At 67.2% G+C, this 19,349-nt stretch carries 20 protein-coding genes and 4 pseudogenes; 13 read left to right on the forward strand and 11 right to left on the reverse strand.

Annotated elements, in window-relative coordinates; all coding sequences use genetic code 11:
• Positions 1–111 precede the first annotated feature (111 nt).
• Entirely contained in the window at positions 112–849 is a 738-nt protein-coding gene (locus tag ACZ6BG_RS38855; protein WP_469011054.1) for a dienelactone hydrolase family protein, read from the reverse strand.
• Between the two features lie 318 nt (positions 850–1,167).
• Here ACZ6BG_RS38855 and ACZ6BG_RS38860 point away from each other — a divergent pair.
• Positions 1,168–1,445: pseudogene (locus ACZ6BG_RS38860) on the forward strand (arsenate reductase/protein-tyrosine-phosphatase family protein); the annotation flags it as partial.
• A 95-nt stretch (positions 1,446–1,540) separates the two neighbouring features.
• On the opposite strand, the gene ACZ6BG_RS38865 reads toward ACZ6BG_RS38860, so the two are convergent.
• Positions 1,541–2,134 carry a DUF4291 domain-containing protein gene (locus ACZ6BG_RS38865; protein ID WP_469011094.1) on the reverse strand — a complete coding sequence of 198 codons (594 nt, stop codon included), beginning with the start codon at positions 2,132–2,134 and terminating at the stop codon, positions 1,541–1,543.
• A 41-nt stretch (positions 2,135–2,175) separates the two neighbouring features.
• Positions 2,176–2,984, reverse strand: a pseudogene (locus tag ACZ6BG_RS38870) (IS5 family transposase).
• A 126-nt stretch (positions 2,985–3,110) separates the two neighbouring features.
• Here ACZ6BG_RS38870 and ACZ6BG_RS38875 point away from each other — a divergent pair.
• Positions 3,111–3,377, forward strand: coding sequence for a hypothetical protein (locus tag ACZ6BG_RS38875; protein WP_469011056.1), 267 nt, complete (start codon positions 3,111–3,113; stop codon positions 3,375–3,377).
• Here the strand turns inward: ACZ6BG_RS38875 and ACZ6BG_RS38880 are convergent.
• Positions 3,312–4,184 (reverse strand): hypothetical protein, encoded by an 873-nt coding sequence (locus ACZ6BG_RS38880; RefSeq protein WP_469011057.1) that lies wholly within the window; start codon positions 4,182–4,184, stop codon positions 3,312–3,314. The two genes, ACZ6BG_RS38875 and ACZ6BG_RS38880, sit on opposite strands and share 66 nt — an antisense overlap.
• A 189-nt stretch (positions 4,185–4,373) precedes the next feature.
• Here ACZ6BG_RS38880 and ACZ6BG_RS38885 point away from each other — a divergent pair, with 189 nt between their 5' ends.
• The 4 genes and pseudogenes from ACZ6BG_RS38885 to ACZ6BG_RS38900 form a co-directional block, all read left to right on the forward strand.
• Positions 4,374–4,499: a hypothetical protein gene (locus ACZ6BG_RS38885; protein WP_469011059.1), complete on the forward strand. Its 126-nt coding sequence runs from the start codon at positions 4,374–4,376 to the stop codon at positions 4,497–4,499.
• 215 nt (positions 4,500–4,714) lie between these two features.
• Positions 4,715–5,626 (forward strand): transposase, encoded by a 912-nt coding sequence (locus ACZ6BG_RS38890; protein ID WP_469011061.1) that lies wholly within the window; start codon positions 4,715–4,717, stop codon positions 5,624–5,626.
• Positions 5,559–5,810, forward strand: a pseudogene (locus tag ACZ6BG_RS38895) (Mu transposase domain-containing protein); the annotation flags it as partial. The gene ACZ6BG_RS38890 and the pseudogene ACZ6BG_RS38895, both read left to right, overlap by 68 nt.
• A 320-nt stretch (positions 5,811–6,130) precedes the next feature.
• Positions 6,131–6,464 (forward strand): annotated as a pseudogene (locus ACZ6BG_RS38900) (ATP-binding protein); the annotation flags it as partial.
• 232 nt (positions 6,465–6,696) lie between these two features.
• Here ACZ6BG_RS38900 and ACZ6BG_RS38905 read toward each other — a convergent pair.
• A complete protein-coding gene (locus ACZ6BG_RS38905) occupies positions 6,697–7,002 on the reverse strand; it encodes a DUF1330 domain-containing protein (protein WP_469011063.1) in 306 nt (101 codons plus the stop codon).
• Between the two features lie 188 nt (positions 7,003–7,190).
• Here ACZ6BG_RS38905 and ACZ6BG_RS38910 point away from each other — a divergent pair, with 188 nt between their 5' ends.
• The 5 genes from ACZ6BG_RS38910 (at position 7,191) to ACZ6BG_RS38930 (ending at position 12,094) form a co-directional block, all read left to right on the forward strand.
• The gene (locus ACZ6BG_RS38910; protein WP_469011065.1) at positions 7,191–8,093 is read left to right on the forward strand and encodes a LysR family transcriptional regulator; all 903 of its coding nucleotides are present in this window, start codon (positions 7,191–7,193) and stop codon (positions 8,091–8,093) included.
• Positions 8,094–8,713: 620 nt separating this feature from the next.
• Positions 8,714–9,772: a tyrosine-type recombinase/integrase gene (locus tag ACZ6BG_RS38915; RefSeq protein ID WP_469011067.1), complete on the forward strand. Its 1,059-nt coding sequence runs from the start codon at positions 8,714–8,716 to the stop codon at positions 9,770–9,772.
• Positions 9,772–10,098 carry a helix-turn-helix domain-containing protein gene (locus ACZ6BG_RS38920; RefSeq protein WP_469011069.1) on the forward strand — a complete coding sequence of 109 codons (327 nt, stop codon included), beginning with the start codon at positions 9,772–9,774 and terminating at the stop codon, positions 10,096–10,098. The genes ACZ6BG_RS38915 and ACZ6BG_RS38920 overlap by 1 nt, the downstream gene beginning before the upstream one ends.
• A 3-nt stretch (positions 10,099–10,101) precedes the next feature.
• Positions 10,102–11,562: a hypothetical protein gene (locus ACZ6BG_RS38925; RefSeq protein WP_469011072.1), complete on the forward strand. Its 1,461-nt coding sequence runs from the start codon at positions 10,102–10,104 to the stop codon at positions 11,560–11,562.
• Positions 11,563–11,635: 73 nt separating this feature from the next.
• Positions 11,636–12,094, forward strand: a complete 459-nt coding sequence (locus ACZ6BG_RS38930) for a hypothetical protein (RefSeq protein ID WP_469011074.1) — start codon at positions 11,636–11,638, stop codon at positions 12,092–12,094.
• An 85-nt stretch (positions 12,095–12,179) separates the two neighbouring features.
• Here the strand turns inward: ACZ6BG_RS38930 and ACZ6BG_RS38935 are convergent, their stop codons facing one another.
• From ACZ6BG_RS38935 to ACZ6BG_RS38950, 4 genes are all read right to left on the reverse strand, one after another.
• Positions 12,180–12,539, reverse strand: a complete 360-nt coding sequence (locus ACZ6BG_RS38935; RefSeq protein ID WP_469011077.1) for a hypothetical protein — start codon at positions 12,537–12,539, stop codon at positions 12,180–12,182.
• A 386-nt stretch (positions 12,540–12,925) separates the two neighbouring features.
• Complete coding sequence (locus tag ACZ6BG_RS38940; protein WP_469011081.1) at positions 12,926–13,621, reverse strand: ATP-dependent DNA ligase; 696 nt, start codon at positions 13,619–13,621, stop codon at positions 12,926–12,928.
• Between the two features lie 154 nt (positions 13,622–13,775).
• A complete protein-coding gene (locus ACZ6BG_RS38945; protein ID WP_469011082.1) occupies positions 13,776–14,705 on the reverse strand; it encodes an ADP-ribosylglycohydrolase family protein in 930 nt (309 codons plus the stop codon).
• An 89-nt stretch (positions 14,706–14,794) separates the two neighbouring features.
• Entirely contained in the window at positions 14,795–15,064 is a 270-nt protein-coding gene (locus ACZ6BG_RS38950; protein WP_469011083.1) for a hypothetical protein, read from the reverse strand.
• Positions 15,065–16,115: 1,051 nt separating this feature from the next.
• Here ACZ6BG_RS38950 and ACZ6BG_RS38955 point away from each other — a divergent pair.
• On the forward strand, positions 16,116–17,033 hold the full coding sequence (locus tag ACZ6BG_RS38955) for a Mu transposase domain-containing protein (RefSeq protein ID WP_469011085.1): 918 nt from the start codon (positions 16,116–16,118) through the stop codon (positions 17,031–17,033).
• Positions 17,030–17,923 (forward strand): ATP-binding protein, encoded by an 894-nt coding sequence (locus ACZ6BG_RS38960; protein ID WP_469011088.1) that lies wholly within the window; start codon positions 17,030–17,032, stop codon positions 17,921–17,923. Before ACZ6BG_RS38955 ends, ACZ6BG_RS38960 begins: the two co-directional genes overlap by 4 nt.
• Here the strand turns inward: ACZ6BG_RS38960 and ACZ6BG_RS38965 are convergent.
• Together ACZ6BG_RS38965 and ACZ6BG_RS38970 are read right to left on the reverse strand one after the other, a co-directional pair.
• The gene (locus tag ACZ6BG_RS38965; protein ID WP_469011090.1) at positions 17,838–18,311 is read right to left on the reverse strand and encodes a hypothetical protein; all 474 of its coding nucleotides are present in this window, start codon (positions 18,309–18,311) and stop codon (positions 17,838–17,840) included. The two genes, ACZ6BG_RS38960 and ACZ6BG_RS38965, sit on opposite strands and share 86 nt — an antisense overlap.
• A gap of 501 nt (positions 18,312–18,812) precedes the next feature.
• Positions 18,813–19,349, reverse strand: a 537-nt coding sequence (locus tag ACZ6BG_RS38970; RefSeq protein ID WP_469011092.1) for a tetratricopeptide repeat protein, incomplete at its 5' end; no start/stop codon positions are given.

Raw genomic sequence — 19,349 nt, forward strand, 5'->3', positions numbered from 1 at the left:
TGCTCGCCCTCTCCGACGCCATCGAGCGCGACTTCCACATCGCCGAAGACATCAACTAACCGAGATCCAGCATGACGCCGACCAAGCCTGCTGCCAACATGTTTGCCTGGGTCATGCCCCCAGATCCTCCGTCACGGGCAGGCACTCGGCGAGCAGGTCGACAACGTCACGCCAGGCTCGCTGCGCGTGCCGCGGGTGGTAGCCCACGCCGGGGACAACGGGATGGTCGACCGGCGGATGGTGGAAGGCGTGCAAGGCTCCGCCGTAGACCGCGAGGCGCCAGTCGACGCCCGCGGCCTGCATCTCAGCGGTGAACGCCTCACGTCGCGCGGGCGACATGATCGGGTCTTCCGAGCCCACCCCGGCCCACACCGGGCAGCGAATGCGCGCCGCCTCGCCCGGTCGGCCCGTGGTAGTTGCGTTGACCGTCCCGATCGCACGCAGGCTGACGCCGTCGCGCCCGAGTTCCAGCCCGATGGCACCCCCGGTGCCGTAGCCGACGGCGGCGATCCGGTCGGAATCAGTCCGCGGCTCGCTGCGCAACACATCGAGCGCCGCATGGCCGATCCCCCGCATCCGGTCGGGGTCAGAGAGCAGTGGCATGCAACGGGCCAGCATCTCCTCGGGATCGCTCAAATAACGCCCGCCATGGAGGTCGAAGACCAGCGCTACGTATCCCAGCCCGGCGAGAGCATCCGCCCGGCGGCGCTCGACGTCGCTGAGCCCCATGCCCTCCGGTCCCAGCAGCACCGCAGGCCGACGGTCGCCACCGGCCGGGAGCGCGAGGTGCCCGACCATCGTCAAACCGTCGGCCCGGTACTCGACCGCACGCGTCGTAATCGTCGTCATGAGACTGGACTGTAGTGATCATCCAGCCCAGTCCGGCTGCTGTTCTGCCGCTGGCAGAGCAGCACGGATATCTCCCTGAGATACGACGAGGGCTCACAAGAACCGTCACAAACCTCGTCCCCACGGAAGCTAGCCATCCCGTTGCCCCTTTGACCCGTATCTCGGCCAGACCTCTCACCGGATTGAAGATGGCTTCTCAACCCGCCCCGGTGACCGACCAGTCGGCTGCCCTCGAAAAAGGAACCGCTCGTGTGTGAAACCGTCTCCGGCAAGCCGTCCGTGCTGTTCGTGTGCGTGCACAACGCCGGACGCTCCCAGATGACCGCCGCCCTTCCTCACACACCTCTCCGCCGACCGGGTGGAGGTCCGTTCGACAGGGTCCGCCCCGGCCGGGACCGAGAACCCGGCGGACATCGAGACGACGGCCGAGGCCGGGTTCGATCTGTCCACTGAGGTGCCCAAGGTGCTGAACCATCGAGGCGGACCAGGCGTCCGAGGTGGTGATCACGATGGGGTGCGGGGATGCCTGCCCGGTCTTCCCGGGCAAGCAGTATCAGGACTGGAAGCTCGACGACCCGGCTGGTCAGGGCGTCGAGGACTGCGGTGCCGCCCATCACATGTGGGCAGGCGATCCCACCACCGGACTGCGGTGGTCCATCACCTAAGAGCTCGTCTCAATTGGTGACCGTGTTCATCGGTGCAGGTGATCCAGGAGTCCGTCGGGCACGCGATAGGGGCGTTCCGAAGGCAGGAGTTGCTGGGCACCATCCAGGTCCCCGTCCCGCACATGAGCATGGATCTCGCGCGCGAGCACAGTGATTTCAGAGATGGAGACCGCCCACTCATCCACATAGCGGTGCGCGGCTTCGCCGGCGAGCCCAAGCTGCAACGACCTGTGCGGAAGCGGGCGCAAGTGCAGATCGCGCTCGGGATCCCATTGGACCCGGGCCGGGGCCCGCTTCAATTGCCGCTTCCAGGTGGCTCGGTCGGGGTGCAGTCCGTGCTCGTAGTGGGCGAGGCAGGCGTGCTCCAGTGCCCACTCAAAGCCTTCGCGGGTGATCTCGATGGCCAGGATGATTTCCTGGCCTTCCTTGATGCCCCACCCGCAGCGGTACATCATCCACAGGAAGGACGGCTTGATCCACGTCATCCGGTCCCTCTGCCAGAGCGCCGGGAAGCGGCCCTCTCGGGCGGCGGGCAGGCCGATCTCCGGCGCGTATGCCTGATAGACAGTGACCGTGGAGGCGGTGTAGTGGGCGCGGATCTGATGTTTGGGTTCTGCCACGTCGACCAGCGTGGAGGCGTAGTCCAGCACGCGCCATCAAATTACCGGGATACTCGGCTGTCGAGCCTTCGGTAGCAGATGAGGGTGGCAGCGAGGCCCGTGAAGGCGAGGAAGTGCTCGGCTTGGCGTTCGTAGCGGCGGTGCATGGCGGCGGCAGCCCGCCAGCCAGCCCACCGTGCGCTCCACGGTCCAGCGGTGACGGCCTGGGCGTTGGGAAGGTTCGATGCCCCTGCGAGCGATGTGTGGGGTGATGTTGCGGGAGCGCAGCCACCGCCGCAGGTGGTCGTAGTCGTACCCCTTGTCTCCATGGAGTTTGGCGAGCCGTCTTCGACACGGCCCGCGGCGGGAGCGGATGGGCGGGATGCCACAGACGAGGGATTCGAGCCCCTGGCTGTTGTGCGTGTTCGCGGCGGAGATCCCAGTGGAGAGGGGCAGGCCGGAGCGTTCGGTGATCAAGTGGATCTTTGATCCTTTCTTGCCGCGATCTACGGGACTCGGATTCGTCAGGTCCCCCTTTCGTCGCCCGCATGTTCACCGAGTCGATTGCGCATCGCGACCAGTCCAGGGCGCCGCGGGCGCTGAGTTCGTCGAGTACCAGGCGGTGGAGCTTGCCCCACGCCCGGGCCCGGTTCCACTCGGTGAACCTCCGGTGCGCGGTCGGCCCGGGCAGACCGAAGCCCGAGGGTAGTTGGCGCCAGGTGCAGCCGTTCGTGGCCACGAACACGATGGCCGCCAGCACCTGCCGATCCCCGTATCAGCGCCGGCCACCACCTTGGGGTCGTACCGGCGCCGTCGGGACCACCCGCTGGAACAACTCCCGCAGTCCGTCCGCCACCAGTTGCTCTACCATCGCCAGCACGGCTGTCAGCCTAGCGATCAAGCCAGTTGAGACGATCTCTAAGACCGCGTTTGAAATCTCAGCACGCAAGCCCAGCGTGATCGAAAACCCGGTTGACCTGTAGTGAATGATTAGGGCGTGATTTCCAAGGAGCGCGCCGTTGAGCTCGTCGAGGCGCTGTTGGCCGCAGAGCGCCTGACATGGGCGGGACCGGTCCGCGAGTTGGCCGTCTACAACGTGGAGGAGCACGCGGTCGGCTGGCTCGTCTTCTGGAACTCGGCACAGTACGCCCGCACCCCCTGCGACAGGCGGGAGAACGCTCACGGTCTAAGCGTCGCCTTACTGATTCTCATTTTCGGCGTCCATGTCCAGATTGAGTTCAACGCCGAATTCTCCCAGGTCTAAAATCAGATGGAAAGCGACCGGGGGAAGACTGGAGATAAGGTGCTGGATTTTAGCGCGTGATCGCGGCGCCTTAGAAACCGGCTTAAGACTCATCAGGATAGCGAGGACTCCCTGACGGAGATCCGCGAGCGTACGCTCAGCGTGATCAATTCTTTCAGGCTCCGGCCAATACAACTCACCCATCTTGGCCTTGAACTCAAGCGACTTAAATACTCGCCACTTGTAGACGTATGCCTCATGCGCTTTTTCGAGAAGAGGCTCCAGGATGTCCCAGGCCGGTTCAATTTCGACCAATTCGTCGAGGTACTCGCTATTCTTTTCCCCCAGTAGCTTAATGGCTGAATTTGCGCCATCGAGGATCGCCCTGACGCAAGTTTCAACTTGAATTAGCGCATTGCGAACTTTATCTGCCATGAACTCGGGAGAGTCGATCCGCTCCCCCGCAGTGGGCATATCCACAGGGGGCTGCTTCCGTGGTCGGCCACCTTTCCCGCCCCCCGCGCGCCGCTCATCGCGGGCCTGCCGCCACCTCCGTGCCCACCATGCCTCGTCGCAGGGCACGAACGATGGACTCCTGCGCCGAGCCAAGCTATTCAGCACTGTCACCAGGGCGCGGGCGGTCCGAAGATCTGACGGCACGTACTTGCCATTGCGCCAATCGCTCCACGACGAGGACGTGACCTTGATCGGCGGCCCGTGCGCGCGGCACTGCCGTTGGATGACCTTGCCGGACGGCTTCCCGGCCATCACCCAAAGTGCGCACAGGGCATCCACCCACTTCTTCGTTGCATCCGGCTGCTCGCCCATGCGCCCTCCCGCCCAGTCCGGACCGGAACCACCCGGAAAAGTCGTTCTTGCCTGGAACCTCCAAGGTCACCAGTCTGCCCAACTCAGTGATTGCCCGTGCCCGGAAACCGCAAAACTGCCCGGAACGGCCTGATGGGCAGTGAACGGCCCGCCACCCGGCCAGGGCCCCATTCCCCCGAAGGGGACATCGTGTCCAACCGCCGCTCCTTCCACCAGCTGGCCCGGCTCGCCGCGCATGCCGCCGTGCAGGCCATCGTCGTCGCCACCGTCACCGCCCTGATCAATCTGGCCTTCTGGTGGGCCACTCACCACTAAGACGTTTCTGATGGCTCTTGGGCGGTGACCCTGAGCCAAGTGTGTATGGCGGTTATGGTGAGCGTGCCGTTGATGGTTATAGCGGTGACTTCGGGAGTCGTTTCGCGGTGACTGTGGAAGTCGATGGTTGACCGACTTTGCGATGTCAGTTTGTTTTGAAGTCAGTCGAGGCTTGCGGTGGGACGTTGAGGTGTGCTTCTCGCGCTGGAGGCCCGATGGGTGTTTCGCAGTCCAAGGTCGCGTTGTACGCGGCGATCCGTCGCGACCATCTGCTGGGGCTGTCGCAGCGGTCCTTGCAGCGGACTCACAGCGTGTTCTGGCGTACGGTGTGGCGGGCTCTGGACGGGCAATGGCCCGAGGCCCGGAAGGAGCAGCGGCGCAAGGAATCCCGGCTCGATGCCTACAAGCCGCTGGTCGACGGGATGCTGCGCGCGGACCTGGACGCTCCGCGCAAACAGCGCCACACCGCACAGCGCATCTTCGACCGGCGGGTCGAAGGGCATGGGACGGACGACATCTCGTACTCAATGGTCCGCGTCTATGTGAAGGCCCGCCAGCCTGAGATCCGGCGCCAGGCAGGGGTGGGACCTGATGCGGCGTTCATCCCGCAGACGCGCCTGCCCGAAGCCGAGGCAGAGGTTGACTTCGATGACGTCCACATCGTGCTGGCCGGGGTGCCCACGAAGGTCTTCCCCTTCTTGCAGCGGCTGTCCTACTCGGGCAAGGCCGTCCACCGGGTGTTCGCCTCCTGCGGTCAGGAAGCCTTCTTCGAAGGACACGTCCACGCCTTCCGTGTGCTCGGTGACCTGCCGCGGGGACGTATTCGCTACGACAATCTGCGGGCCGCCGTCGAGCGGGTGCTGGGCCTCTCCCGGAGGCCCGGGTCGAGAACGACCGGTGGACGGCCTTCCGCTCGCACTGGGGCATCGACGCCTTCTACTGCCACCCCGGCATCGAGGGAGCGCAGAGAAGGGCGGGGTCGAAGGGCAGATCGGCTACTTCCGGCGCAATCACTTCGTCCCCGTTCCCGAGGTCGCCTCGCTGGCGGAGCTGAACGAGATGGTCGACCGGTGGGATGTGGCGGACGAAAGCCGCCGGTTGCGGTCTCGCACCCGCACGATCGGTGAGGCCTTCGCCCAGGAGCAACCGCTGCCGAAGCCCCTCCCCCGAGAGGTGTTCGAGACCGGCCGCTGGTTCACCCCGCGCGTGAACCGCTTCAACCAGATCACTGTCCGCAGTAACGCCTACTCGGTTCCCGTCCCGTTCATCGGCCGCCAGATGCGCGTGCTGCTGCACGCCAACGACCTGTCGGTCTACGACGGCCGCGAGGAAGTCGCCCGTCATGAACGCGTAGTGGGCCGCGGGGGCTCGCGGCTGGTCCTGGACCACCACCTGGAAGCCCTGATGAAAACCCGGCGCCTTTCCCGGGTCGACGCCGCTCGAACAGGCAAAGCAGCGGGGACGTTCACCCCGATCCATGACACGTGGTGGGCTGCCGCCCGCGCAGCCCACGGCGAGGCCGCGGGCATCCGGGCCCTGATCGAGGTACTGCTGCTGGCCCGGCACATGCAGCGGACTCGCGGCCGCCTACCGGGCCGGGGCACTGACCGCGGACGCGGTCGCGCTGGAAGGTCGAGGCCGCCGACGAGAAGCAGCTGTCGAAGAGCATCGCCCGCTACGGGCGCGTCGATCTTCTCTGTACTGACGAGCTCGGCTACATGGAACTCGACTTGCGCGGAGGCGAGTTGCTGTTCCAGGTGCTGACGGAGCGGGAAGAGAAGAACAGCGTCGCGATTGCTTCCAACGAGTCGCCCTCCGGGGTGGACGAAGACGTTCACGGATCCGCGGCTCTGCGCGGCCATCGTCGACCGGCTGACCTTCAACGGCGCGATCATCCAGACTGGCACCGAGTCCTACCGGCTCGCCCACACGAAGGCGGTGGCCGAGCGTGCCGAAGCCAGCTGACCGGCCGCCACGCGGGACACCCTCCCGACAGCGGCCCGAACTCAACCTTCTCGCTATGGGCTGACAAGTTGTGCGGGATCTCTCCGGAAACGGCCTGTCGGGCAGGCCCGGGTGGGTCTGCCCGACGGTGTGCAGTGTGTGACACCCTGCCCGAGCTTCCGGGTGAGGGTGGTGCCTGTGCTGTGGCTAGGTGGCCGGCTTACGGATGCTCAGCGATGGTTGGCCCCGCCGGTCAGTCGATGCCTTCGATGATGCGGAAGTCACGCTCGACGCCGTCAGGGAGGGCCACCAGCGCCTTCTGGTATGCCTCGCTCTCGTATGCCGCGACGGCCTGTTCAAAGCTGTCGAACTCGACCAGAACGACGCGTTGCGTGATTCCCGCCTCGTGGGCGACGACTCGACCGCCACGGGACGGGATCCGGGACAGGATGCGCCCGCCCCCAGCCTGGACAGCCGGACCGGCCAGCTTGTCGTAGGCAGTCAGCCTCTCAGGGTCGGAAATGGCGGGGTAGACACTGACCCAGTAGCCCTTAGCCATGGAAACCTCCTGTGTTCGGCCGGACACGTCCGACTTCGAATTGACACTCAGATCGATCGATCCCGGCGACGGGCACAGCGGTCAGTTGAATCGTCATATGCGCAGGTTAGGGCTTGATCTGCGGTCGAGGGAAAGACCGGTACGGGATAGACTCAGAACGGATCGTTATCAATCGGCAGGGAGGGCACGTGGCGCCGGATACGGTGAGCCTGCGGTACTTCCTGGTGCTGGCGCAGGAGTTGAACTTCACCCGCGCGGCCGCACGGATCGGTATCGCACAGCCCGCACTCAGCGCCCGGATGCGCCGATTGGAGGCGGAACTCGGTACGGCCCTGCTGGTCCGCAACACGCGTAGCGTCGTATTGACCACGGCCGGTGCGGCTTTGGCGGAGTCCGCGCCGCCCGCGCTGGCGGCGCTGGACCGGGCATGGGACACCGCCCGGAGCGCGGCGGCCGGTGAACTGGGCACGCTGCGCATCGGATACAGCCTCAGCGCCGGGGCCGAGACGGCACCGGCCCTGGTGGACAGGCTGATTCGCGGCAACAGCGGACTCGAGGTCGGCGCGGTCCCGATGGCGACACCGGAGATCTCCCCCGCGGTCGCCGACGGCCGCATCGATGCCGGGATCACCCGCGGTGAACAGCCGGGCCGCGGCGTGCGCCGGTTCCTGCTGCGGCGTGCGCGCATCGGGGTCCAGCTGGCGCAGCACCATCCGCTGGCCGAACGCCCGGAGATCGAGATCGCCGACGCGGCCGCGTATCCGCTGCGACTCCCGGACCGTGCGGCCAACCCCGTGATCCACGATCAGCTCTCCGCACTGTTCCGAGACACCCGACCACACCCCCGATTCCACACGCCCGCAGTCTCTTTCGACATGTCCCAGCACGACCTGCGCGACGGGGTCACCCTCGCTCCGGCCGGAGAAGCCGCGGTCACGGCACAACCGGCCGGTCTCACCTGGCGACCGCTGCGAGGCGCGCCCAGCCTGACGATCCACCTGGTCCTCCCACGCGAGCAGTCGCCTCTACACCGCCGCATCCGTACCGTCGCCAAAACCCTGGCGCACGAGCTGCACTGGCTGCCGGACTGACGCGCGAGAGGTCAAGCGAGACGGACGCCTGCGGTGGCGAGGCCGAAGACCTTGCGCCCGGCGGACTTCGCGGTGATGACGACGGCGGTCTTGCTGAATGTACGACACGACCTCGCTACGCCGCCGGATAAGCATCCGATGATGGCCCCGGGGCCGGTCCGAGTCGTACACCGCGGCGACGTCCTCGCCCAGCCCGAGATCTCGGCGGATACCGCGCCTTCGCCGACGCCGAACCGGACAAGCACGGGTGACCGGCGGGAACACCCGCCGTCAACGGCCTCCATGACGTCGGTCAATGCTTAGCGCCAACCACTGTTCCATTGCTCCTACCGACGCCAATTGCATTGGATGCGAATAGGCGACACCTGTCCTGGAGGCGGGGCCAAGACCGCACGTAAGCGGTCCCACCAGGGGCGCTGACCTCGGAACCACGGTAGCGGTCCCTTTGGCAGACATCTGTGAGTCTCACTCCATCGAGCGATTGAACTGCGAAGACGACCTCGAGTCGCATCAGATGCGAAATTCTCGCGTCAGATGCGATAGACGGAGAGTGATGGCGGATGGGTGGGGACGGTCTCGTTCCAGGGTCTGCTCGGCTGCACCTGATTGACGGTCTGCCGTTGCTGCGGCCGGACGAACAAGTCTTCGAGGCGATGATTCAGGGCTGGCGCAACCAGCAGCTCGCCCGGAATCTCTCGCAGGGGTACGTCGATGACCAGGAACGCACGGTTCGGGCCTTCACCCGGCACGCCGATGCGATGCCTTGGCAGTGGACACCGCAGCACGTCGACGAATGGTCGGCCGATCTGCGGGCCGTGCACGGCTGCGTCCGCTCTACCCTGCGCAACTACCAGGGCTCCGTGCGGCAGTTCTGCGACTTCCTGACCAACCCTGCCTACGGCTGGGGCGGCGAGTGCCTGCGGCACTTCGGGACCCACCCAGTCCAGGTGGTCTACGACTGGAATGCTGCGACGCACGCCGACGAAGCCGAGGGCGAGCCGGAACGCCGAGCGTTCACCAAGCCCGAGCTGGAGACGTTCTTCGACCACGCTGACGAGGAGGTCCTGCGCGTTCGCGGCAAGGGCCGCAAGGGCTGGTTGCCGGCCTTCCGGGATGCCACCTTGTTCAAGGTCGCGTACGCCTACGGCCTGCGACGCAACGAGACCCGGATGCTCGACCTCACCGACTTCGGTCGCAATCCGGAGGGCCGGGAGTTTGGTGAGTACGGCACCCTGCTGGTCCGCTACGGCAAGGCCAAGAAGGGGTCGCCGCCCAAGCGCCGCAGCGTGCTGACGGTCTGGCACTGGACACCCGGCACGATCGAGGAGTGGATCAGCCAGGTGCGGCCTGGGATGCGGCATTCGCCAAGCCGGGCCCTCTGGCCGTCCGAGCGAGGCCCGCGGATCGGGGTCCAGCGGCTGGACTCCCGCTTCGCCGCCTACCGGGACGCCGTTGGCCTGGACCCCGCGCTGGAGTTCCACTCGCTGCGCAGGTCCTACATCACGCATCTGATCGAGGACGGCCACGACCCGCTGTTTGTCCAGCAGCAGGTTGGCCACGATCACGCTTCGACCACTGCGATCTACACGTGCGTCTCCTCCGACTTCCGCACCCGCTCCCTGCGTCGCGTTCTAGACGCCACCATCGAGGCCGCTCTGCGGCCGGGAAGGACCTCGTGATGCCACGTCAGATCAGCTACCGGTGGCGCCTGCGCGAGCTGATGGCCGCCCGCGGCATGTTCACCGTCGGCGAGCTCATGCCGCACCTGACCGAACGCGGCATCACGCTGTCCTCCTCCCAGGTCCACCGTCTGGTTTCGGGAACCCCGGAACGGCTGTCCCTGCCGGTGCTGGCCACCCTCTGCGACATCCTCGACTGCACGCCTACCGACCTGATCGCCACCTCGGCCCAAAACCTCCCGGCCCGCCGAGCCGCCGGGGACGAAGCGCCGATCAACCTGGCTGCCCGGCGGCCCACACGGGTCCGGCTGATGCCCGAGGGGTGAGCGGTGACGCCGGACGAGTACGAGCGGTGGATGATCCGCGACTGCGCACGCTGCGGCCGTCGGGCCTCGAAGTCCGCCGAGTGGTCGGACGGTCCGATCTGCCGGACCTGCTACGACCGCGCGATGCGCGTCCGCGGCTGCTGCCCCGGCTGCCGAGCCGACCGGCTGCTGCCCGGCCGGGACACCGCCAGCACGCCGATCTGCCGCGACTGCGCGGGCATCGTCCGCGACTTCTTCTGTGACCGTTGCGGCTTCGAGGGGCTCCTGCTCGGCGGGCGTCTCTGCGAACGATGCACTCTCGCCGACACGCTCACCCGCCTCCTCGACGACGGCACCGGCGACGTCGCCCCTTCGCTGCAACCATTGGCCACCTCCCTGCTGGAGATGGACCGGCCCAAGAGTCGCCTGATCTGGCTCCGCAACCCCAATGTCGTCCGTCTCCTCCGGGGCCTGGCCACCGGCAGGATCCCGCTCACCCACGAAGGGCTGCACCAGGAAGCACCCTGGCGAACCGTTACCCACCTGCGCGACCTGCTGATGGACAGCGGCACCCTGCCACGCGTCGACCGCCAAATCGTCCTCTACCAGCGCTGGCTGACCGAACGGCTCGCCACCATCGAAGACACCGAACACCACCTGCTTCTCCGGCACTTTGCCACCTGGCACCAGATGCGTCGACTGCGGACCACAAAGGGGCCGCTAGGACGCTCCCAGACACACCAAGCCAAGCAGGAGACCACCCAGGCCAGCGCCTTCCTTGCCTGGCTCGCCGACCGAGGCCGCACCATCGAGCACTGTCGGCAAGCCGACCTCGACGCCTGGCACACCGAGAAGGTGTCCACCCGGCGCCCAGCCCAGACGTTCCTCCGCTGGTGCATGAAAACGGGCCGGATGCCCAGCCTCGCCCTTCCGCCTCAGGCCATCAGCCAGGACCAGGCACCGCTGCACCAGCACCGCCGCCTCGCCATGCTCCGACGGGTCCTCAACGACGATTCCCTGCCTCTGCGGAGCCGCATCGTTGCCACACTCGTTCTCGTCTATGCACAGCCCGTGAGCCGCCTCGTTCGCCTCACCATCGACGACATCACCGACGACGGGACTGCCATCACCGTCCGTCTGGGAGATCCGCCGTCTCCCCTCCCCGAGCCCGTCGCCGAACTGATGCGGGCCTACATCCGCTCCCGCCAGCAACTGCCCTACGCCAGCAGCCGAAGTGCCCGATGGCTCTTCCCCGGCCGCCAACCAGGGCAGCCGATGAACCCGGTCAGTCTCCAGACCCACCTGCGCGAGATCGGTGTCCCTCCGCAGCGCGGCAGGACCTCCGCGATCCGCCAGCTCGTCCTCCAGGCCCCGGCCCCCGTCGTGGCGAAGGCGCTCGGCTACCACGACAAGACTGCCACCCGCCTCGTCACAGAAGCCGGAGGAACCTGGAACCGTTACGCACCCGGCGACCACAGTCAGTGACAAAGCATGTGAGCCCACGGGGCAGGCGGTATTTCAGGGTGCAGTACGACACACGTCTGGAAGGATGGCTCTCATGAGCGAGTTGGCTACTGCGTTGGTGGCTGCGGGGGCAGCGCTGGCAGGTAGTGCAATTACCGGTTGGTTCGCTATGCGCGCCGGGTGGCGCCAGGCAGCAGCGGCCCAACACGCAGGTGACCGGCAGGCTGATGCCCTGCTGGAGACGGTACGACTCACGCTGGGTGAGCAACGAGACGTGCGGTTGCTGGATCAGCGCCGAAGTGCCTACGCCCAGCTCTTGCAGGCTGCGGAACAGGTAGCGGCGGCTTACCGCTTGCCGGCATCGGGACAAACCCCAGACCTCGGAGCGCTGCATCGGGCCCTCGGAGTCGTCTTTCTGGAAGGGCCTTCGCAAGTGACAAGGACGGCCGCCGAGCTGGTGAAGGTTCTTGAGCGCTATCAGACAGAGTCATACGGCGAGTGGCGAACTGCACGGGGCGCATTCGTCAACGCCGCGCAACAGGCGCTGCACTGACCCGGGGGCTTCGACACGCACGGTCACACCCCACCGAAAGGAAGGTCCGGGAATCGACGGCACCTGACATGCAAGCCCCCCGTCGTCAGGGCTCGTCGTCTTCTGGGCGAGACGAACCACGGAAAGCCTCCTTCAGGGTGCGCACGCACATCCAGGCGATCCCCGCTGCCAACACAAAGACGTCGCTCCAGACGAAGACAGCAACTGCCGTGTTCACGGCCGGGAAGCGCTCCTCATCAAAGGACAATCCGCCGAGAGCCAGGGTCTCTGCCGCGACGGAGAGCCACAAGACGCCACAGAACAACCAGTGAAGCAACCGGGCTCGTTGTCCGCCAACCGGACGGCCATCCAGCAGTCTCTGGAGCCGGACCGGTGATGACTCCAAGACCATGGCCAGCAGCAGGACAGGAATGATCTGCGCGGCAGCGGAGTAGAAGTCATTCATCGGGACCTGCTCTCTGGCACCGGAATGGAACGGACACCAAGAGCTTCCCCGCGTTCAGTCGAATTACAGGCGCACAGGTGGGATTCGTGCATCTGGAGACAACTCACCGTCACCAGAAGTCCTCTCCAGCCGACGAATACGCGACACCTCGACATGCGGGCCTACCAGTCCCGAGGCCGTGTTCGAGACGGGCGATCCGCGTGCTGAGTTCCGCGACATCGGCGGGTGCGGGTTCAAAGATGGGTTCTCAGCGTGCTCTCGATGAGCAGGCGGACTCGATCCATGCCGAGCAGGCTGCCCCGGCGGAACCCACCACTCGCATGCGCATGCGACGCCAAGAGAAGCTGACATTGATCATGCGCAACTCGCCAAAACGATTCCGGGAGTCACCTTGAAACGGCACCCGAAGACGCTGACACAGCCAGTCGGCGGACGGTGGTGGCGGCGTGCCGCGGCGTGCCGTGGGTGACCTCCGCAGGTGCGGACGGCTCGAACAGCCCGTACGCCGTGCCGTCGGACAGCCGCGCCGTCCGAGCGCCCGCGCCGCTGGCGTCCAGGGCCTGGGTGAGGATGTGGCGCAGGGCGACGCTCAGCGGCGAGGACGGCACGGGGCCGTCGCCGAGGTCGACGACCAGCCGGGCCGGGGCCCGCGCACGGCCCGTGTACCCGAGGGCCACGGCGTCTCTCGGTGCGCTCGGCCGGAGCTTGAGCCAGCCCCGGCGGCCCGCCGGATAGCTCTGCGACCAGGGCTTGATCACGATTCTCTCCAGGCCCGCCGCGACGAGGTCCTCGTCCTGCAGCCACGCACGCGCCTGCGCCGCGTCGCGCGTCATCGGGACAACCTGGAGCGGCAGCCCGAGCCGCGCGAGCAGGTCTTCCAGCCATGCGCGGCGCCGGTAGTAGGGCAGGCTGCGCAGGTCTTGCCCGTCCGAGAGGACGTCGAAGACCACGTAGTGGGCCGGCATCCTCCAGGCCAGGTCGGCGGCCCGTCGCGGGGTGGCAAGCGCGCGGGTCTGCATGGCGGCGAAATCGAGGCGGCCGTCGCGGAGGACGACGCCCTCGCCGTTTGTGTGAGCTACCACATGTGTCTCATCAACAGCCCTCATCCGCAGGCAGATCACCAGCGTGAGTGGTTCAAAGGCGTGGAGAAGGCGCCCGTGCTTGGGCTCGGGGATGGTGGACGGATCCGCAATCAACGAGGTGATCGAAGCGGGAGAGTGCGGAGCAGCACCTGGTTCAGCCTCCGAGGCGGTGTGCAAGGTGGAGCAGATCTGTAAGGTGCAGCACCCGTCCGTCGAAGCCTGGGAGGGGGACATGGAGCGGCTGGGTCCAGCGGGCGGGGATTGCATCCAGCCCGTAGTACGCCCCCGCGAGGCCTCCGGTCACCGCGGCGACGGTGTCTGTGTCACCGCCGAGGTCGATCGCCGCGCGTATCGCGTCTTCGAAGCTGGTGGTGGTGCGCAGGGCCCAGACGGCTGAGCCCAGGCAGGGCCAGACGGCGCCGTTGAACTCGGTCGCCTGCTCGGGGTGCCAGTCGGGCGCGAGGACGGTGGCGTAGCGGCCGCGGTGGTCGGGGTGGACAAGGGCCAGGATGTCTGGGAGCGCGGCGAGGGGGTCGGTGTCCTCGAACGTGAGGCGGATGAGTTCGTGGAAGATCGCGGTACCCTCCCAGGCCGCGCGGTCGCCGTGGGTGAGGGCGGCGATGCGGTGGGCCGCATCCATGGTGGCTTCCTGGCCGGCGGATGCGAAGTGAACCGCGGAGGTAGATGCCCGCATCAAGGAGCCGTTTCCCGCTGCTCGTTGGTTGACTTGGAAATGAATCGCGGCGGCGAGGTCCCAGGGCATGCCGTTGGTCAGGACGTCTTCGGTCTGCAAGCCGATGTCCTTCGGCTCTGATGCCGCCCACCGCTGGAAGCGGGCAAAGATGTCCGGCAGATCCAGTCCGCTCCGCTCCAGCAGGGACTCCGCGACCAGGACGGCCATCTGCGTGTCGTCGGTGGCCTCGCCGGGTTCCCAGCCACCGCCTCCGCGCATCTCGCCACCGGCACCGGGCGCGGGAAACCGCGCGGAGAACGCTCCCGGGGGGCCAAACTCGAAGGGGGCGCCCAAGGCGTCGCCCACCGCTGAGCCGACGACCGCGCCGACCGCTCGCTCCATCCGCTTCATTCGCGCAGGTTATCCGGGCCGTGCCGACGGCCGCACCGCCCGATTGCCTTCCTCGGCTCCCCGAACCATCGGAGGCGAACGCGTCTCGTCTACGGAGGTGCACCGCCTGAGACACCCGTACAGGTCACATAACGCCGTCGAGCACGGTGCCGACCTCGAGCTGCTCGGCGGGCGGCGAGGTCCGGGAAGGAGGCGGTGACGATGCGTCCGGAGCGCCCGGCCTGGATGAGCGGGCCCGCCTCGGTGTGCGCGGGGATGAGGCGGTGGCCGTTGACTTTCCACTCGTAGGCGTTCTGGCCCTCGGGCAGGTCGGTGACCGGTTCGGCGAGCGCGACGCGCACAGGGAAGGTCAGGGCCACTCCGCCGACCTCCGGCGATCGGTGCGGAGCCGCCCTCTGAACTACTCCAGCACGCCGAGCCCCGCGCCCAAGTGCGGTAGCGCCGACGCCCCGACGGGTGCGTGGCGGGGCTGCACGGCGGTGGCAGCGCGGTCCGCTGCAGCCCACGCTCAGTCCAACGCCCAACTTCTGGGCTGGCTGACTGCCCTGACAGGACTGACGTCCATCATCGCCGTGATGGTCCTGGTCCTAACCGGCCATTCCGCCGCGGGCACTGCCGTGGCAGTGATCGGCGGTGGAGTGAGCGCCGTCGGTGGTATTCGGGTGACCGTCAACATCCGGCGTTGAAGCGTTGAACTCCGAGGGCCGCAGCGATGGTGCGGCCCTCGGAGGTTGGGCCGATTCGGATCACACTGCACCGAGGCGCTGGAACTTCGATGGCGCACGCTCAATGACCCTCTGCAGCGTTGCTGATGGCGCTCTTCGGATTTCGTCACTCCTGCTCGCGGGGTTCGGCAAACCTGCTCGGTTGATCTCCCCACCCTTTGTGTGATCTTGCTCGGCGTGTCGAACTGGCGTCGGGGCGTCGTGGAGAGCCTGCGTGTGCTTGATGGTCGGCCTGTTCGGAGGCCTGGATGCTCACGTGGGAGGAAGACGTGGACGCACACGCTCTACGTCGTCAGGGATGGACGATCTCGGCGATCGCCCGGCATCTGGGCCGTGACCGTCAGACGATCCGGGACTATCTGAACAGCAAGAAGACCCCCGGGCAGCGGCGTCAGGCGCCGGATGCGTTCGAGCCGTTTCTGGAGTACTGCCGCCAACGGCTCGCGGATGACCCGCATCTGTGGGCGACCACGCTGTTCGATGAGGTCGTCGAACTGGGCTATCAGGGCGGCTATTCGACGTTCACGCGGGGCCTGCGCCGCCATGACGTCCGTCCGCACTGTGCCAGACGTCCAAGGGGCGCGACGTCGCGATCATCGCTCACCCACCGGGTGAGGAGATCCAGTTCGACTGGCTTGAGCTCCCCACTCCACCTGTTGAGTGGGGAGTTGGTGAGCACGCTCACTTGCTGGTCGGCGCTTTGCCGCACTCGGGCCGGTGGCGGGCGGTCCTGGCTGAGCGGGAGGACTTCCCGCACCTGGTCCAGGCCCTCGATCAAGTAGTGCGCAAGCTGGGCGGGAGTGCTCGCCGGTGGCGCTTCGACCGCATGTCCACGGTCTGCTACCCCTCCAGCGGGCAGGTCACCGCGGCGTTCGCCGCGGTCGCGAAGTTCTACGGCGTCGGCGTGGACATCTGCCCCTCGCGCCGGGGCAACCGCAAGGGAGTGGTGGAGAAGGCCAACCACTCCGCCGCGCAACGCTGGTGGCGCACGGTTCCCGACGGCCTCACCGTCGAGCAGGCCCAGTCGGGGGTGGACAAGCTAGCCGTTCGGATGGACGGGCGGCGTCGCACCCTGGACGGGGTGCGGACCACGGTCGGTGACCTCGCCGACGCAGAAGTGCTGTTGGAGCTTCCCTCGCTGCCATTCCCGGCGGAGGTGTCCGTCGAGCGCACGGTCACGCCGCAGTCACTGGTCGCTTTCGAGGGCAACTCGTACTCGGTTCCCCCGGGCCTGGCCGGCACCCGGGTGCGTGTCCTGCACCGCCTTGGCGAGGACTTCCTGGACATCGTCACCGCGGGCCGCGCGGTCGTCGCCCGTCACCGCCGGGCCCTGCGCGGGGCCGGGCAGATCGTGCGGGACTCCGGCCACGTCATCGCCCTGGAACGCAAGGTCCTTGACTCCTTCTCCGAGAGGGCGCCCTGCAAGTCCAAGGTCCGCCGCCCGCCCTCCGAGGCCGCCCTGGCCGAGGCCGAGCGGCTGCGCGAGGGCCAGGCCGCCACGGCCTCGGCCGCCGAACGGGGCGTGATCGACCTGTCCCACTATGCCGCCGTGGCCGACCGGCTGCGGCACGCTCCCTCACCCAAGGAGGAGAACCAGGAGTGAGTACGTCGCCGACGAAGATGAGCGAAGCGCGCCGCTTCCAGCAGCTGCGGGGGCATATGTCCTACCTCAAACTCAACGATGCCGCCGAGGCGTTGAACCGGGTCTGCGACCAGGCGCGGGCCGAGGGCATGTCACTGACCGCGGCCCTGGAGCGGCTGCTGGAGATCAAGGTCGAGGCCACCGAGGCCAGGCGTCTGGCATCCCGGCTGCGGTTCGCCTGTCTGCCCGAGCCCTGGACACTGAACGACTTCGATTTCGCCGCCCAGCCCGGCGTCGACGAGAAACTCGTCCGCGATCTGGCCACCCTGCGCTTCCTCGACGACGCCTCGAACGTCCTGTTCGTGGGCCCGCCCGGGGTCGGCAAGACGATGCTTGCGGTCGCGCTGGCCCGGGCCACGGTGGATGCCGGGCACCGTGTCTACTTCACCACCGCCGCCGAACTCGCGGCCAAGTGTCACAAGGCCGCGCTCGAGGGCCGATGGAAGACATGCATGAACTTCTTCTCCGGCCCCAAGCTCCTGGTCATCGACGAGCTGGGGTATCTGCCGCTGCCCGAGGACGGGGCCTCGGCTCTGTTCCAGGTGATCAACCAGAGGTATCTGAAATCGTCCACGATCTTGACGACGAATGTCGGGATCCCCAGATGGCTGGACCAAGACGTTCACCGACCCCCGGCTCTGCGCGGCCATCGTCGACCGCCTCACCTTCGGCGGCAACATCATCGAGACCGGCACCGACTCCCACCGCCTCGCCACCACCCGGGCTCAAGCGGAACGCGCAGGCGTCTGAGCACAATCAGACTGGCTATCGAACTGGCCCGCACTCATCGACGAGCACAGTCGGCTCTGCCAGGAAGACATCCCGGTCGACGGGGCCGTAAGCGATGTTGAATGTGTCGAGCCAGTACGACCATCCGCGGATTCCCAAGGCGCTGGTGAACCGGTAGTTCAACTGCCAGCGGACCCACTGTCCGGGAAGCAGTCGAACTGCCGGCAGCCTGCGCGGCCGAGGTGGCAACCCGAAGAGCGGCTCCACACGAGCGAGTACTCGGAGTCGATCACCTTCGTCCCGCAGGCTGACACCGACCTCGCGATGGCCCTTCTGGCTCGAACATGGCTCGAAACCGTCCCGCTCGGACATCTGGACGAAGTGGGCAAACTCGGAGGGCACCTGGGGCAATGAGAAGCCGACCGGCACCGCGTTCCTGCGGGCAGCGGCCTCCCCGCCCCGAGATTGCTTCGTCCAGGACGTCTTGATCCATTGCACCGTGATGTCCACTGCACCTGCCTTTCGCCGAGAGCCCAAGGTCAACACTTGCTTGACGTCACCCAGGTTCCGACGCAACTGCCTGCTGCCAGTTCTCAGCAACATTCCAGAGGGTTAGAGACCCCGACCGCTCTCCGAAAACGCCTACAAGTGCTCTCCGACCTCACCTACGCAGCCACCACCGCGTACCCGGCTCTGGATCCACCCGTCCGTGGGTCCACCGACCGGGCGACTGCCCCCGGCCGCGCCTGTCGGGAGAAGACGTCGACTACGCCCACCACTTGGACTCTGCCGGAACCGATGATCGCCCGACCCGACGCCGATCCCGTGCTTCCGTCGAGATGCAATGGGGCGGCTTCCGAGTACTTCTCGGCCGGTGGCCCGGCGACCGGGTGGTGCCCCGCTCCCGCAGCGGCGGCGTCCTCACCGCGGCCTTCCCCGAATCACCGCCGCCGCTGCGGACTTGCCCGCGAACACCGCACTCGACGGCGTTATGTGACCTGCCGCTATGTCTCAGCCGGTCGCTGTCTCATCACGGGTCGGCGTATTCGGTGCCGAGGACCGCGCCCGTTCCAGGTTCGCCCGCACCACCGCAATCGTCGGATGTCTCGGGCTCAACACTCGCTCGCAGTCCGCGAGAGTGCGTTCGTACAAGGGGGCGGCCCGGTCCAGGTCCCCCGCCGTCTGGTACGCGTACGCGAGGTTGTTGCGCGAGGCCAGCGTGTCGGGGTGGTCATCGCCCAGCACCCGCTCGCAGTCCGTCAAGGCGTGTTCGTACAGAGGGATGGCCCGGTCCACGTCCCCCGCCGCCTCGTACGCGCCAGCGAGGTTGTTGCGCGAGGCCAGCGTGTCGGGGTGGTCGCCGCCCAGCACCCGCTCCCGCTCCGCCAGGGAGCGTTCGTACAGCGAAACGGCCCGGCCCAGATCCCCCGCCGCCAGGTACGCGTACGCGAGATTGTTGCGCGAGGCCAGCGTGTCGGGGTGGTCGCCGCCCAGCACCCGCTCCCGCTCCGCCAGGGAGCGTTCGTACAGCGAAACGGCCCGGCCCAG

The organism is Streptomyces sp. NPDC041205 (assembly GCF_055591765.1).